Annotated in this window: 14 protein-coding genes and 2 tRNA genes; 10 read left to right on the top strand and 6 right to left on the bottom strand. The window is 40.6% G+C overall.

The features are described from left to right. Positions 1 to 14: 14 nt before the first annotated feature. The 6 genes from ABIN91_RS06130 (at position 15) to ABIN91_RS06105 (ending at position 6310) form a co-directional block, all read left to right on the top strand. Entirely contained in the window at positions 15 to 800 is a 786-nt protein-coding gene (locus ABIN91_RS06130; RefSeq protein WP_348049549.1) for a helical backbone metal receptor, read from the top strand. A gap of 94 nt (positions 801 to 894) precedes the next feature. Continuing rightward, positions 895 to 977: transfer RNA gene (locus ABIN91_RS06125), tRNA-Leu, on the top strand. Between the two features lie 231 nt (positions 978 to 1208). After that, a complete protein-coding gene (locus tag ABIN91_RS06120; protein WP_348049547.1) occupies positions 1209 to 2111 on the top strand; it encodes an AraC family transcriptional regulator in 903 nt (300 codons plus the stop codon). An 80-nt stretch (positions 2112 to 2191) separates the two neighbouring features. Then, positions 2192 to 2599, top strand: coding sequence for a VOC family protein (locus tag ABIN91_RS06115; RefSeq protein WP_348049545.1), 408 nt, complete (start codon positions 2192 to 2194; stop codon positions 2597 to 2599). An 11-nt stretch (positions 2600 to 2610) separates the two neighbouring features. After that, a complete protein-coding gene (locus tag ABIN91_RS06110) occupies positions 2611 to 3225 on the top strand; it encodes a YdeI/OmpD-associated family protein (RefSeq protein ID WP_348049543.1) in 615 nt (204 codons plus the stop codon). A 661-nt stretch (positions 3226 to 3886) separates the two neighbouring features. Then, a complete protein-coding gene (locus ABIN91_RS06105; protein WP_348049541.1) occupies positions 3887 to 6310 on the top strand; it encodes a glycoside hydrolase family 3 N-terminal domain-containing protein in 2424 nt (807 codons plus the stop codon). A 148-nt stretch (positions 6311 to 6458) separates the two neighbouring features. On the opposite strand, the gene ABIN91_RS06100 is transcribed toward ABIN91_RS06105, so the two are convergent. The 3 genes from ABIN91_RS06100 to ABIN91_RS06090 are packed head-to-tail and all read right to left on the bottom strand — an operon-like array spanning position 6459 to position 10767. Continuing rightward, complete coding sequence (locus tag ABIN91_RS06100; protein WP_348049539.1) at positions 6459 to 9089, bottom strand: TonB-dependent receptor; 2631 nt, start codon at positions 9087 to 9089, stop codon at positions 6459 to 6461. Between the two features lie 18 nt (positions 9090 to 9107). Then, positions 9108 to 10082: a FecR family protein gene (locus ABIN91_RS06095; protein WP_348049537.1), complete on the bottom strand. Its 975-nt coding sequence runs from the start codon at positions 10080 to 10082 to the stop codon at positions 9108 to 9110. A 49-nt stretch (positions 10083 to 10131) separates the two neighbouring features. Then, positions 10132 to 10767, bottom strand: coding sequence for an RNA polymerase sigma-70 factor (locus ABIN91_RS06090; RefSeq protein WP_348049535.1), 636 nt, complete (start codon positions 10765 to 10767; stop codon positions 10132 to 10134). 418 nt (positions 10768 to 11185) lie between these two features. On the opposite strand from ABIN91_RS06090, the gene ABIN91_RS06085 reads away from it, so the two are divergent. From ABIN91_RS06085 to ABIN91_RS06070, 4 genes are all read left to right on the top strand, one after another. Continuing rightward, on the top strand, positions 11186 to 11824 hold the full coding sequence (locus ABIN91_RS06085) for a redoxin domain-containing protein (protein ID WP_348049533.1): 639 nt from the start codon (positions 11186 to 11188) through the stop codon (positions 11822 to 11824). An 8-nt stretch (positions 11825 to 11832) separates the two neighbouring features. Continuing rightward, a tRNA-Cys gene (locus tag ABIN91_RS06080) sits at positions 11833 to 11903 on the top strand. A gap of 152 nt (positions 11904 to 12055) precedes the next feature. Beyond that, entirely contained in the window at positions 12056 to 12244 is a 189-nt protein-coding gene (locus tag ABIN91_RS06075) for a hypothetical protein (RefSeq protein WP_348049531.1), read from the top strand. A gap of 95 nt (positions 12245 to 12339) precedes the next feature. Continuing rightward, entirely contained in the window at positions 12340 to 13026 is a 687-nt protein-coding gene (locus tag ABIN91_RS06070) for an N-acetylmuramoyl-L-alanine amidase (RefSeq protein WP_348049529.1), read from the top strand. A 123-nt stretch (positions 13027 to 13149) separates the two neighbouring features. Here ABIN91_RS06070 and ABIN91_RS06065 read toward each other — a convergent pair whose 3' ends face one another. Genes ABIN91_RS06065 through ABIN91_RS06055 form a run of 3 tightly spaced genes read right to left on the bottom strand, consistent with a single transcriptional unit; the run spans position 13150 to position 14427 of the window. Beyond that, entirely contained in the window at positions 13150 to 13434 is a 285-nt protein-coding gene (locus tag ABIN91_RS06065; protein WP_348049527.1) for a 2Fe-2S iron-sulfur cluster-binding protein, read from the bottom strand. Positions 13435 to 13463: 29 nt separating this feature from the next. Next, positions 13464 to 14159 carry a Crp/Fnr family transcriptional regulator gene (locus ABIN91_RS06060; protein WP_348049525.1) on the bottom strand — a complete coding sequence of 232 codons (696 nt, stop codon included), beginning with the start codon at positions 14157 to 14159 and terminating at the stop codon, positions 13464 to 13466. 31 nt (positions 14160 to 14190) lie between these two features. Beyond that, positions 14191 to 14427, bottom strand: a complete 237-nt coding sequence (locus tag ABIN91_RS06055; RefSeq protein ID WP_348049523.1) for a hypothetical protein — start codon at positions 14425 to 14427, stop codon at positions 14191 to 14193. Positions 14428 to 14559: the final 132 nt, after the last annotated feature.

Here is a 14559-nt window from a genome sequence, read left to right as displayed (position 1 = left end):
TTTCCTGCAGGCAAATGTCTCAACAAAATTTTACTGATCAGTTATCGCGGCAAATAAGCGTAAACTTTCCGCCAAAACGTATCATATCTTTAGTACCATCGCAAACCGAATTGTTATTTGATATGGGCTTAGGTGCTGAGATTATTGGGATTACTAAATTTTGTAAGTATCCATCCGGTAAAATTAAATCCAAAACTAAAATTGGCGGTACAAAAAAACTTTATCTTGATAAGATAAGAAACCTGAAACCCGATTTGATCATCGGTAATAAAGAAGAAAACGAACAGGTACAAATAGAAACTTTAATGCAGGAGTTTCCTGTTTGGATAAGTGATATAAGCGATTTGCGGGGGGCTTTAGAGATGATTACCTGTATTGGTGAACTAGTTAACCGTAAAATAGAATCGGCTGTTATAACGCAGCAAATGGCACAGAGGTTTAATGCATTGCATAAAGCAGCCAAAACATTAAAGGTAGCTTACCTGATATGGCAAAAACCATACATGGTTGCAGGAGTAGATACTTTTATTAATGATATGCTACAGCGCTGCGGGTGGCAAAATATAATTAATACAGATCGTTACCCCGTAGTTACCATCCATGATTTAAATGAAGCGGATGTGATCATGCTATCCTCAGAACCCTATCCATTTAAACAAAAGCATGCCGACTTTATAAGCACGTTATGCCCGCAGAGTAAAGTAATATTGGTTGATGGCGAAATGTTCTCATGGTATGGTAGCCGCTTACTAAAAGCCGCTGATTACTTTGAGCAACTAATTACAGCTTTAAATAATTAACTGATTTAAACGCTATTGCATAATAATTAAAAATAGTATTTTAAATTCCGGGTTTTTAAGTTACCTTTGCAATCCTTTAAAAAACCAAAAAAACGCGGGAGTGGCGTAATTGGTAGCCGCACCAGACTTAGGATCTGGCGCGAAAGCGTGGGGGTTCGAGTCCCTTCTCCCGCACCACATGAGAGAACCCTCTTTAAAGCAATTTAGAGAGGGTTTTATTTTTAGATATTTTTGGAAAGTGCATTTTAATAAAATTCAAGCACTTTTTGTGTTCGAGTCCCACGTTTATATTTCCTTATGCTATCCAATTCAAGATATCAGCGAAAGACGATACCAAAAGATTATTGAATGAACGGTACGTCAAAACATTTTCGTTTGCTATTTTAGGCTGTACATTGAGGACATCTAATGAAAAAAATAAAAACCGCTCTTCCTTATTACACAGAGATTAATGACTTCCTGGCATCCATACCTTGGCCCGACAGGACGAGTTGCCCTGATTTTTATTGCCTGCGGTTAAAGCCGCTCGACCAAGAAGAATTGTCGGTTTACAGGCCACCGTTCAAACGTTCTTTTTACTTTTTCGCGCTGCTGTTTAATTCTGGAAAAATTGAGGTTAATTATGGCGATGGAAGTATTCGGGATCCTGATTCGTATCTTGTGTTCCATTCCCCCAACCTTGTTTACAGCTTTGCACACAATAATGCACTGGCGGGTTATTTGATCTATTTTAAGCCTGATGCTTTCTCCTTTTATAAGCCCGGTTTTCACCAACAGTTCCCACTGTTTGATCTGCTGCACACCAATCTTTTTAAGTTTAATCACGCTATATTTAACCAGCTGGCGCTTCAATTTGAAGAGGTTTTCACTGCCTATGAAAGATCGGCTAAAAGCCAGCATATAGAAGCGCGATTGAAATTACTTGGTTTATTACACCATTTGGAAGACTTTGCCATGGAAAGCAGGGAGAGTGTGCGGTTGGATACCACGCAACAAATACTGTTGAGTAAGTTTATCCAATTGATCGATAATCATTACATCCATAAACGCACTGTAAAAGAGTATGCGGGCCTGCTATCTGTTACGGCTAATTATCTTTCCCAAACCGTTAAACAGGAGTCGGGTAGGAACGCATTAACTTTTATTGCAGAACGTTTGGCCAAAGAGGCAAAATCACTTATATTATATACCAATTTTAAAATCGCTGAAATTGCCTATCAGCTCAACTTTTCGGACCCAACCAATTTTGGCAAGTTCTTTAAAAAACAAGTTGGACTATCTCCATCAGCTTTTCGCGAACGTCGCAAGTGATTAAATTGACCTTTGAATCCAAGTTTTTAACCGATTGATTTTGCGCCGGGCTATGTTTCTTTGCTGAAATTATTAATCTTATGCCAACTAAAGTATTTATCAATCTTCCAGTAAAAAACCTGGTAAAATCTATAGCTTTCTTCCAAAACTTAGGTTTTTCCTTCAACCCGCAGTTTACCGACGAAAAAGCCGGTTGTATGATCGTAAGCGAAAGCATTTTTGTAATGTTGCTTACTGAAAGCTATTTCAAATCTTTTATTGATACCGAAGTATGCGACGCGCATCGTGAAACTGAAGTACTGATCGCGCTCGATGCCAGTTCGGCCGATGAGGTAAAACAATTTATAAGCAAAGCTGAATCGATAGGCGGCAGGATTTATACCGAACCGAAAGATGATGGCTTTATGTACCAGCACAGTTTTGCAGATTTGGATGGTCACAAATGGGAAATGGCCTACGTAGATATGAGTCAATTCCCGCAATCCTAATAATTAAAATTATGAATCATAATTCAGCGGTAGATCTTTACATCACTAACGCAGCAGATTTTGCCAAGCCTATTCTTGAGCATTGGCGCAGGCTTATACAGGAAAATTGCCCCGGTGTGGAAGAGGCAATTAAATGGGGCATCCCTCATTTTGATTACAAGGGCGACCATATGTGTGTAATGGCAGCTTACAAATCGCACTGCTCTTTTACTTTTCTAAAAGGCGAACTGATGAGTGACTCACGTTTAGCGGCCGGCAAAGATGTTAAACCAATTAACAGGTTCCTGGGCAAAATTAGCAAGCTAAGTGATTTGCCAAGTGATGAGGATTTTATAGTGATGGTTAAAGATGCTGCGCAATTAAATGAAAAGGGCATAAAGATAGAGCGGGAAAAACCAGCAGTAGACAAACCAAAAGTATTGGAGACACCCGATTACCTCCAGGCCGCATTAAACGGCAACATTCAGGCAAAACAAGTTTTTGAAAGTAAGTCCAACTCTTTTCGTAAAGAATATATTATCTGGATTACCGATGCAAAGACAGATGAAACCCGGCAAAAAAGAATGATTGAAGCTTTAGAGTGGATTGCCGAGGGAAAAGGCCGGTTTTGGAAGCATCAAAAATAGGTTTCAGAGTGGCTATGCAAATTATTTTTAAGTTATCAGCTTTCAAGGCACACAATATCCAATCATATTTTACTTAATAAACGAAATATGCGGTCTACCTTTCTGTTTTTCTTATTTGTTTGATAATCAATAAAATATATTCAATGTGTTCTATTATAGTCCCATATAATGCACATTTTTAAAAGCCGCTACTTGTAAGTTAGCGGCTTTTTAGTATCAGAGAGGTTTTATAGACTTCTTGATGTTCAATGCATATGTTTGTGTGCATCTGCACATTATAAATAAAAATATCCGGGTCTGTATTGGTTATGAAATAGTGGGGTGTAGCTGTGTGTTTTTGCGCTTTGGCATTATTGCCATGCAGGTTGCTACATGCCCGGCAACCTGCCATCCGTTTTAGGTACATCACTTAGCGTGATGGATTGATACAAATCCTATCGTAACCCATTCTTCAGGATAAGAGCAGGTACACATGGATAGGCAGTTGGGGGGGCGCGATATGGTGGCACAAAATCAGGCGCTTTTTAGGTGATGATCGGCTCCTAGTCCGATGATATCAGGTTCGAGGTAATTTTGAGTTGACAGATCAGCTGATAAATAATATTAAATAGCCAATAAATGTATTGCCAATTTGAAATTGTATGTGGATTTTTGAGCTGATATGAAAAAAACGAGCATTATTATAATTGCCTTGTGCCTGGCAAAAGTTTGTTCAGGTCAACCTGGATCCATCTATCATAAAGGCTGGGTAGACTTTAACAAGAATGGGAAGAAGGATGTATTTGAAGACCCATCCCAGCCCATTGAAGCCCGGGTAGCCGACCTACTGTCGCAGATGACCCTGGACGAGAAGACCTGCCAAACGTCTACCCTGTATGGCTACGGCCGGGTATTAAAAGATGAGTTGCCGAATTCATCGTGGAAAAACCAGGTCTGGAAAGACGGCATCGCCAATATTGACGAAGAGTTGAACAGCCTGGCTTATAATAGCAAAGCCAAAACAGCCTATTCCTATCCGTTCAGCAAACATGCCTGGGCCATCAATACGGTGCAAAAATGGTTTGTTGAGGAAACCCGTCTCGGTATACCGGTCGATTTTACCAACGAAGGCATTCACGGTTTGTGCCATGACAGGGCTACTCCATTCCCCGCTCCAATTGGCATTGGTAGTACCTGGAACAGGGCTTTAGTAAGGCAAATGGGCGATATTATTGGTGCCGAAGCCAAAGCCTTAGGCTATACCAACGTTTACACCCCTATACTGGACCCGGCCCGCGATCAGCGCTGGGGGCGTGTACCTGAATGTTACGGCGAAAATCCTTTTATGATTGCCGAATTAGGCAAGCAAATGGTTTTAGGTGTTCAGGAGCAGGGCGTAGCATCCACTTTAAAACACTATGCGGTTTACAGCGTACCCAAAGGCGGCCGTGATGGTGATGCCCGCACCGATCCGCATGTTGCGCCCCGCGAAATGCATCAAATGTATTTATACCCGTTCCGCAGAGTTATTGAAGAAGCGCACCCGCTGGGTGTGATGAGTAGTTATAATGATTGGGATGGCGTGCCTATTACCGGTAGTCATTACTTTTTGACCGAGCTGCTACGCCAGCAATATGGCTTTACAGGATACGTAGTATCTGATAGCGAAGCGCTCGAATTCATCTACAAAAAACACCACGTGGCCGACGACTATAAAGGAGCCGTTAAACAAGCCATTGAAGCAGGCCTAAACGTACGCACTAACTTTACCATGCCTGGCGATTATATTTTCCCCTTACGGGAACTGGTTAAGGAAGGCAATGTATCAATGAAGGTATTGGATGAGCGCGTTGCCGAGGTGCTACGGGTTAAGTTTAAATTGGGCATGTTTGATCACCCTTATGTTACCGATACATTGGCCGCCAATAAATTAGTGCATACCAAAGCCAGCGAAGCAACAGCTGTAGAGATCAACCGCCAGTCGATGGTGCTATTAAAAAACGATAACAACCTGTTACCCTTAGATGCTGCTAATGCTAAATTTAAAAACATCCTGATATGTGGCCCAATGGCTACTGAAACCCGTTATACCACCAGCCGTTATGGGCCATCCAACAATCCGGTTATCTCGGTATTAGAAGGCATCAACAATTACTTAAATAGTAAAGGCAATAAAGCCAAGGTAACTTACGCAAAAGGCTGTGATGTTACCGATCCTACCTGGCCCGAAAGTGAGATCATTCTCACCCCGCTAAGTCAAACCGAGCAAGCGGGTATTGATAGTGCCGTAGCCAAAGCCAAACAATCCGATGTCATTATCGCTGTAGTTGGAGAGAGCGAGAAACAGGTAGGCGAGGGCTTATCCCGCACGGGTTTAAACCTGCCGGGCAGGCAATTACAATTGTTGCAGGCTTTACAAGCTACCGGTAAACCAATAGTAATGGTAATGATCAATGGTCAGCCTCTAACTATTAATTGGGAGAACCGATATGTACCAGCCATTCTGGAAGCCTGGTTCCCGGGCCCGCAAAGCGGAAAGATCATAGCCGAAACGTTGTTTGGCGATAATAATCCCGGTGGTAAATTGACCATTACATTCCCTAAAAGTGTGGGGCAGATAGAATATAATTTCCCGTTCAAACCGGCATCGCAGGCGGGGCAGGCCAGTAGTGGTGATAACGGTTATGGCAAAAGCAGCGTGAATGGGGCCTTATATCATTTTGGATTTGGATTAAGCTATACCACATTTGAGTATAGCAATTTAAAGATCGATAAAGACACTTATTACCCCAATGCAGATGTACAGGTATCGGTAGATATCCGCAACAGCGGAAAACGCAAAGGCGACGAAGTGGTACAATTATACCTTAAAGACGAAGTGAGCAGCGTAATTACTTATGATTATGATCTGCGGGGATTTGAACGCGTAACGCTTGAAGCCGGCGAAACTAAAACGGTAAAGTTTACTCTCCATCCGGATGATCTGGCATTACTGGATAAGAACATGAATTGGACGGTTGAACCCGGGAAATTTCGTGTAATGGTAGGCGCTTCATCAACCGATTTGAAATTGAAGAAAGAGTTTACTGTAAAAAGTTACGAATAACCGATCGCTGTTGTTCAAAGGCTGTTGTTCTGAACGTCCAAACTTGAATTTGTTACACCAAAACAAAAAACATGAAAAGAACGTTCAAAAAAATGGCCTTTAAAAAGGTCTGGCTCATTTAAGCCGGGCCTATTTTATTTGGTCAGGTTTATAACCTGTTTTTTTCTTCCGTATTGCTTTGATCTACCTTTTTATTGGTGAATTTTTTACCCGATGTAATGCTGTAACTAAACTGAATACTGGCTGTACGGGTAGGCCTTTTTTGGTAAAAATAAATTTGAGTGTTGTTGTAATTGGTATATTCCTGTTCTTTAAATACATTAAATATATCATCAAAATAAAGTTGTATGCGGCCTTTGTTGTTCATTATTTTGCGGGACAGGCCAACCTCGGTATATAAAACATAGGTAAATTCGGTGTTGCCATTAACATAGGGCGAACGGTACTCGGTATACACATCCAAATTAAATAGTTTTTTAAATACCAGCGTTTGTGCCGTTTTGGCAGAAAAAGTGGTTTGGGTATTGCGGATGTTATTGTACAGATAGGATAAGTGGTAAAGCGAAACACTGTTGTTCATGTTCCACCATGAGTTTACCCTGATGGGTATGTTCAAATTAGTTCCGTATTCGGTACTGTTGCTAAAGTTACGGGTTTGATATTCCAGCACATTATTTTGAATAGGTTGTGCAAACTGAGCTATGGTATTTGTAGTAGCCGAGAAATATACGTTTGCCGACCAGCCCTTAAAAAAATCGGCGCCAAGCTCAAAACTATGCGTGTATTGTGGTTGCAGATCGGGATTGCCTATAGATACAATAAAGTTATCTACCTGTAAACGATAGGGGTTAAGCTCTTTGTACGATGGCCTTTGCAAGCGCCGTGAATAACTAAAATACACGGCTTCGTTTTTCTTGGCATCAAAAACATGGTTGATAAACAACGATGGGAACAAATTTAAATAGTTGCGGGTAAACTGTTCGTTCGATGTGAGCGAGTTACCATCAATAGATGTTTCTTCAGCTCGTAAACCTGCTTTAATGCTGGTTTTATTAAGTGTTTTTTCAAACGATGTATAAGCCATATACAAATGCTCATCGTAAAGAAACTGATTACTGCCCGGCTGATTCACTACCCAGTTGTTATTTAGGTAATCTTCGTTCAGCAATTCGTTGTTACGATTGGCCCCCGCGTACTTCACGCCTGCTTTAAACTCGGTTTTGTTTTTCAGCGCCTTGGTATAGTCAGTTTGAAAGCTGAAGATGTTGGTTGTGTTAGGTGTATTTGTCCTGAAAATAGAGTTTTTTGTAGGGTCGTTATATGCGCCGGTAAATAGGTTCTGCTCTGTTTTTTCGCTGTAGGCATAATCACTTATCACCTTGAGCATTGATCCCAGGCTATCTATTTTCCATACATAATTAAAAGTACTGGCATTCAATACAGGTTTACGTAACCAGCCCGAAGTAGTATATCCCGAAAGGTTGTTAAAACCAATATCAGTATCAAAAGATTGCTCCAGCTTACTAACGTTTCCTGTAGTTTGCAGACTGATGGATTGATTTTTTGGCAGATCATAAGCCATACCCAGCCTGTATTGTAAACGCTCATTATGATTATTGCGGATGGTGTAGCTATCATAGATATTGTTGCCGGGGTAAATGATATGATAAGTGCCAACGTAAGTACTTTCGTCGCTGGTTACAAACGCGTTCCCGAAAAGGTAAAAGTTCTTGATCTTTGAATCGATCAACCCACCAGAGGATATGAACGGCCTTTTATTTTGCTGACGGTATTGGGCGTATAAGTTAGTCAGCATCCCATCCGACCGTGATTTTTTTAACTGGATATGAATAATACCCCCGGTACCCGAAGCCTCAAACTCGGATGGTGGGTTTGATATCACCTCTATCTTACTGATCGACTCGGATTTCAAAGCCCGCAGATATTCGGCCAAATCATCGGTAGACATGCGCTGCACCACATCGTTTATCATCACCATTACAGATTGATTGCCTTTAATACGGATGCTGCCATCGCTATTCACCCAAATGCCCGGGGATTTTTGTAGCACTTCCAGCCCCGAAAATCCATTGGCCAAAAAGCTACCTTCCACATTCACAATATAGCGGTCGGCTTTGCGGGTTACTAAGGGACGCTCGGCCACTATGCTTACCGTATTTAGGGTGTGACTTTCTTCGGTTAGCCGGATGTTTTTAGTGAAGGCTGTATCGGGATAAACAAAAGTTTGGCTCCATGCTTTAAAGCCCAAAGCGGTAATTTTAAGCTGATAGGTTTCGTTCGTTTTAAAAGGATACACCATATGAAAATTGCCGTTATTATCTGTGATACATCCCGATAATACCTGTGTGTTTTTGGCCAGTGCTACGGTAGTGTATGAACAAGGCACACCATTTTGATTATTCACATGCCCATTAATGGATGTTTCGATATTGGTACCCTTTGTTTTTGAGTTTCCCGCATTTTTTGATGCCGCTATCACGATCATTCCCTTACGGGAAACGCTGTAAGTAAGGTTTTTGCCCGATAAAATTTGATCCAGTATTGCCGAAACCGCCAGCTTATCTGCCTGGATAGACACTTTCATCGAATCGGGTACAACCTCATCGCTGTATAAAATGTAATAATCGCTTTTAGCCTGGATCTGGTCGAAAACGGTTTTGATAGGTATATTAACCGCCGAGATAGTTATTTTTTGTGATTGCGCGAATGCAGTGTACGTACATAGGGTTAGCAACACAAGCAAGTAAATAATTTTCATTTTCATATATAGGCCTGCTTATTTAATGATAACGGTTTTGTTGCTAATGGCGTAATTGAAAGGGTAGGAGAGTTTAAGCGCGTCCAAAGCTTCGGTAAGTTGCTCATTTTTGATCACGCCGCTAAACTGCTTGAGTTTCAGCTTTTCGTTGTGGATCTCAATTTTAACCTGGTATTTCCTTTCTAACAGTATTACAAGGTTAATCAGCTTTTCTTTTTTAAATACCAGGCTATCGCGCGTCCATTGCAAAGTGGCAGCTTGTTTTATGGTATCTAAAGCCAGTATTTGATAAGATGTTGCCGAAACGATCATCTTTTGATGCGGGTTCAATGGAATGTTTTTATCTTGCCCCGGCGTACCGCTTACCTCAATTTTACCACGGATAAGTGCTATCTCAACCTGCTTTTGTTCCCTATGTTCCAAAACATTAAAAGCTGTACCCTTAACTTCGATGGTGATGGCACCCACATGAATAAATAAGGGAACATCTGCATTTTTAGTCACATCAAAAAAAGCTTCACCCTGTAAACTGATCTCGCGTTTGGCCTTACCAAAATCAGCGTTGTAATGAATAACAGATCGGTTGTTTAAATAAATGGTTGTACCATCATCCAATGTTTGATAAAGTTTGTGGTTAGCCGCGTTGATAGATAGTGATTGAGTTGGAGCAGTTGCAGCATGATACTTTTGCCAAAGGATACCCGCGCTGATCATAATAACTACGGCAACTGCTATCCTGACAAAGTATTTTACAGGAAAACTATACCTGAATTTTTTCTCCGGCTCGTTTTCGGCTATCGCGATATTATCCCATATTGATTGGAGTTGCTCCGGCTCTGCAACTTCTTGCGGAGCATCATACAATAGCCCATCGGCAATAAGCTGATACTCTTTGTTTGATGCCAAAGCTTCATCAAATTGCTGCTGTTGCGGTGCCGAAAGTTCGCCCGAAATTTTCAAGGTTAATAGTTCTAAAAAGTTTTGCCTGTTCATTATCTGTCAGTTATTGTTGTAAGGACACCCCTTGTGGAGCAATTACTTACTAAAGGGTAATAAATAAATTGAGGAGTGTGCCGGGGGATATCGATCTTCCTGAGCCAGACTTTTGAGGGTTGTATCCTAAATAGATACTCAGCCTGTCGGCTAAAAATTTTACGGCTTTATAAAGCTGGCTCTCAACCGTGCGGGTTGATATGCCCAGTATTTCGGCAACTTCGCGGCATTTTAAACCATCTTCTTTCACCATTTTGAAAATAATGCGGCGCTGCTCAGGCAATGCCGCTATAGCCAGTTGCAGTTCGGCTTGTAGTTCTTTATGATCAAGTTCGTTTTGTTTGCCGGAATGATGCCCGGTTGCTACGGCAGTTTCCTCGTTATCCTCAACAATAACAAGGTTTCGTTTTTTTGATGATCGTAAATGATTAAGTGCCGCGTTTTTAACCGCTACATATAGGTAAACTTCCGGCTTTTTAACCTCGTTTAAGGTAGCGCGCTTTAACCAAAGGTTCACAAATACACCCGAGGCAATTTCTTGCGCTGTGCTTTGATCGTTAACATATTGCCTTGCGAAGGCGATGAGCCGCTTATGATATGCAGTAAATAATTCGTCGAAGGCATGCTTGTTACCACCCTGTATCTCAAGGAATAAAACGGCTATGGATTTTTTGAGTGGAACCATCAATTAGTATACGCAAGCAATGTACTGCAAACATAGGACACCTTTGGCTAATGATTTACTTACCCTGCTGTAATTTATTTTGAGCGGTGCATTTACACCAAATTGATTATCTGATCGATGTTTTTAATCGAAGTTAATATATTAATAATCAGATAATTATAAAAAATATAAACATATTTCTATAATGTCTATGGATTTAATAGAATATTTTATATGTTTGTATCGCGATAAGCATTTAATTAATGCTTGATACTATAAAACTACTACAGTGAAAACAAACAGGTTTAATAAGACGAAGAGAGGAAGCCAAAACTGGCAGGTTGAATACCACGAAATAATTTATGGTATGTGTGGCTGTTGTAATTAATACCCCGCACAAACATTAACCATTCAATTTTTCTTTTTATTCCATATTAAAATGTCACTTAAAACTAAATACCCATATTTCGATTCATTAGAGATCTTACTTGAAAACGATTTCGTTTTCAAACCCTATAAGCCATTAAGCCCGGTTAAAGCGGGTAACTTTATTCCCGACTTTTCATTCTCAAAAGATTTTGGAAGATGGCAACAATACACCAACGGTGCCGATTCGCACGGGTTGATCCCTTTCTCTAAGCTGAAAAGTAAACCAGTTGTTATCGCTTTTTACTCGCAGCATTGGGGCCAGCACGGCATCAAGCAATTGTTATCCTTAAACGAATTGCAGCACGAAGTTAAAGCCACTGGGGGCCAATTGATCGTGATCAGTCCGCAAAAAGAAACATTGTTAAACAAATTAGCCTGGGAGCATAACCTGTCGTTAACCTTCTATTTTGATTTGAATAACGAGATAGCCAAACAGTTCAGGGTGTATGATGAAGCCAGCCCGGTATGGAATCGTTTTAGCGGTGTTGACGAGAATGTACCCTTGTTAGCCACTTACGTGCTTAACGCTTCAAAAAATATACTCTACGACCATATTGACTACGATTTTGAAAGCCCCTTTGCTGCTGACGACATTTTGACAGCTGTTTACGAAGCAGCGCACTACGTTAGCGATCGCAAGTCGGCCTGATCAAAACCGGTCACATGGCCGAGTGGTTAGGCAAAGGTCTGCAAAACCTTCAACGGCGGTTCAAATCCGCCTGTGACCTCTATTGTGTTTTTTTAACCTCATTTATCATATGGTGCTTGGTCATCGGCTATTACGCAGGGTATTTTGCGCTCTTACTGTGCTCATTTTGTGCAGCTCGCATTTGTATGGCAGTTAACAGTATCGGCATTAACAAAGCTATATAAGCCGACTGTGACAGAAGTATCAAACGGAGCAGAATCTCAATTTCCGGAAGCCAAATTTGCCGATCTGGTTAAATTGCAAGGTGGTCGCCCGGCATACACTTTTATTGGCGCGCAGATATTCAATATCTTTTGGACATTGTTATGGTCGTACCTGTTATTTGGTGGTTATATTTTCCCGATACCAGATTTTAAATAAATGTTTAATTGAATGTAATATGAGATGATCGGCGATAATTGTCAATAAAAATATCCCATTAGGTTTATAAGATATGCTTTCTAAATATTATATTTATGAAAAATACAACAATGGATATCAGTAAGATTGTGCAGTACCCACTGGCCGAAGATCAGTATCATAAGGTAGAGTTTCCTAAAAAGCAAGTGGTGATTCATCATACGGCGAGCGGCCCATCAGCTAAGGGGAATATTGATTATTGGAAAACACAGCCAGACAAGGTGGCAACGGCCTTTGTTATTGGTAAAGATGGCGTTATTGTTCAGGCATTTGGTTCTAAATATTATGCCGCCCATTTAGGGATACCTGCCGCCTTTATTAAAACCTTTGGTTTTACCGATTATGGTACCCGTTGCGATACACTGCATAAACAAAGCGTAGGTATTGAAATTACCAGTTGGGGTGGTTTAACCAAAAAGAATGGCAAATGGGTGAGTTATGCAGGTGTTGTAGTACCTGATAGCGATGTTCAGATCTATGATCCACCATTCAGGGGATATGTGGCATTTGAAAAGTATTCGCCAGCGCAACTGGCATCGGTAAAAGAATTGCTGCTTTACCTGTGCAATACTTACGCCGTGCCTAAAGTTTACCATACCGATATGTGGGATGTGAGCAAGAAAGCCATAGGCAGCGAACCGGGCATCTGGACACATACATCATACCGCAAACCAACTGATAAACAAGATTGCCATCCGCAACCTGAGTTAATTGCTTTGCTGGAATCGTTGGCCACAAGCTAACTAAGATATAGAAACAATAGATCCGCTTTCGTTAATTTTGAAGCGGATTTGTTGTTTTTACATGTGATATTGTTATGGCAATAGGTACTTTTTTGCTGGCACAGCTTTCTGCCCCCATAGTAATCAGTAACCATTATCTGGTATGATAATATGTGTATTGGCCAGATTGTCGTTTACACGGATATCGCAGGCCAGCACATTTTTTTTGAGGGTGGTGTATTGATCGCTTATCTGTACTAAGCAAGTACCGCAACTGCCCATCCCGCAGCATAAACCAAAACCGAGGATAGCCAGTTTATCAGAAATGAGTGTCATTAAACTATAACACTCATTGGGATAGGTTTGTATAGGATAAGATTCATCCCGATAGTAAACAACAAGTAGAATAGTGTTTTTTTCGATACTCATATCACAATTCTTCGGCTTGTTTTTATAGGCTAATAGCTATCTTCAACTGCCCGCAAAAGCAGATCCTCATTTTTTATCATGATGCCTTTACCGGCAACTTCGATAATGCCATCGCCTACAAAATCATTAATGGTGCGGAATAATGATTCGTAAGCTACTCCCGAAAAGGAAGCCAGGTCCTGTCGGGCCAGTTCAATGTCAATATAACCATCGTGCGTTATGCCGAACTGATTTTTGAGCGTAATAATAGCCTGGGCCACACGTCCTTTTACGGGCATGTGGGCAAGGTTACGCATCCGCTTTTCTGAGTTTTGCAGTTCGTTGGCAAAAAAACGTATCAGTTTGATGGCAAAACCGTTGTTTACATTAAGGGATGCCTCAAAAAAATCCATGTTTATAAAGCAAACGGTACTTGTTTCAAGCGCGGTGGCCGAAACCGGGTATACATGGTTACTCTCTAAACCAAGGTGTCCCAAAATATCGCCCTTATGGGCAAATCTTATAATGAGCTCTTTTTCTTTGTCCCATTTTTTGTGCACTTTAACACTACCATCGTAAACAAAGTAAATACCGGTTACGGGGTCGCCTTCCTTAAATATCTGCTGACCTTTTTTTACTTTAAAATTTTGCTTATTGGCTGCAATAGCCGGTTTCCAATCGTTTAAACAAAAGGTACACAAAAAGCAGGTGGCAACATCGCACGTAAACTTAGTTTTAACAATCACAGTTTTTATACAGCTTAATTTACAGGCTAAATTATGAAAACCTTTGCCCTTTAGGTAAATCGGTAGTTGTATAAACTAAAATTCCTAAAATAACCATCTCAACACCCAAAAACACCGGCCATTTGAAAGATCGGATACCATTGAGGTTGATGGACCACGAATTAGAATCAACCGCGTTAGCTGTGCTTACATGACTAAACATCAACTCTCCAACAATAATGGCGATAACTCCGAGTACCACCAATACGATGCTGTATCTTTTATACATTGCTTAAGTAATAAAATTATGTAATTATATAACAATGTTAGTTATATTTTATTGCGTGTGCAATGTAATTTATTGATTTTAATTTTTTTGAATCAAAATGATCAGTACTTTTGCAGCACATATTAAAAAAAG

Origin of the sequence: Mucilaginibacter sp. (assembly GCF_039921305.1) — a bacterium.
Classification (GTDB): Bacteria; Bacteroidota; Bacteroidia; order Sphingobacteriales; family Sphingobacteriaceae; genus Mucilaginibacter.
The sequence above is the reverse complement of the archived record's forward strand: the minus strand, read 5'-3'. Positions and strand labels throughout refer to the sequence as shown.

Coding starts and splice junctions, on each gene's coding strand:
- ABIN91_RS06120 (WP_348049547.1), top strand. CDS start 1,209: ATGAAAAAAATAAAAACCGCTCTTCCTTATTACACAGAGATTAATGAC.
- ABIN91_RS06105 (WP_348049541.1), top strand. CDS start 3,887: ATGAAAAAAACGAGCATTATTATAATTGCCTTGTGCCTGGCAAAAGTT.
- ABIN91_RS06070 (WP_348049529.1), top strand. CDS start 12,340: ATGAAAAATACAACAATGGATATCAGTAAGATTGTGCAGTACCCACTG.
- ABIN91_RS06115 (WP_348049545.1), top strand. CDS start 2,192: ATGCCAACTAAAGTATTTATCAATCTTCCAGTAAAAAACCTGGTAAAA.
- ABIN91_RS06100 (WP_348049539.1), bottom strand. CDS start 9,089: ATGAAAATTATTTACTTGCTTGTGTTGCTAACCCTATGTACGTACACT.
- ABIN91_RS06110 (WP_348049543.1), top strand. CDS start 2,611: ATGAATCATAATTCAGCGGTAGATCTTTACATCACTAACGCAGCAGAT.
- ABIN91_RS06065 (WP_348049527.1), bottom strand. CDS start 13,434: ATGAGTATCGAAAAAAACACTATTCTACTTGTTGTTTACTATCGGGAT.
- ABIN91_RS06130 (WP_348049549.1), top strand. CDS start 15: ATGTCTCAACAAAATTTTACTGATCAGTTATCGCGGCAAATAAGCGTA.
- ABIN91_RS06085 (WP_348049533.1), top strand. CDS start 11,186: ATGTCACTTAAAACTAAATACCCATATTTCGATTCATTAGAGATCTTA.
- ABIN91_RS06090 (WP_348049535.1), bottom strand. CDS start 10,767: ATGGTTCCACTCAAAAAATCCATAGCCGTTTTATTCCTTGAGATACAG.
- ABIN91_RS06055 (WP_348049523.1), bottom strand. CDS start 14,427: ATGTATAAAAGATACAGCATCGTATTGGTGGTACTCGGAGTTATCGCC.
- ABIN91_RS06095 (WP_348049537.1), bottom strand. CDS start 10,082: ATGAACAGGCAAAACTTTTTAGAACTATTAACCTTGAAAATTTCGGGC.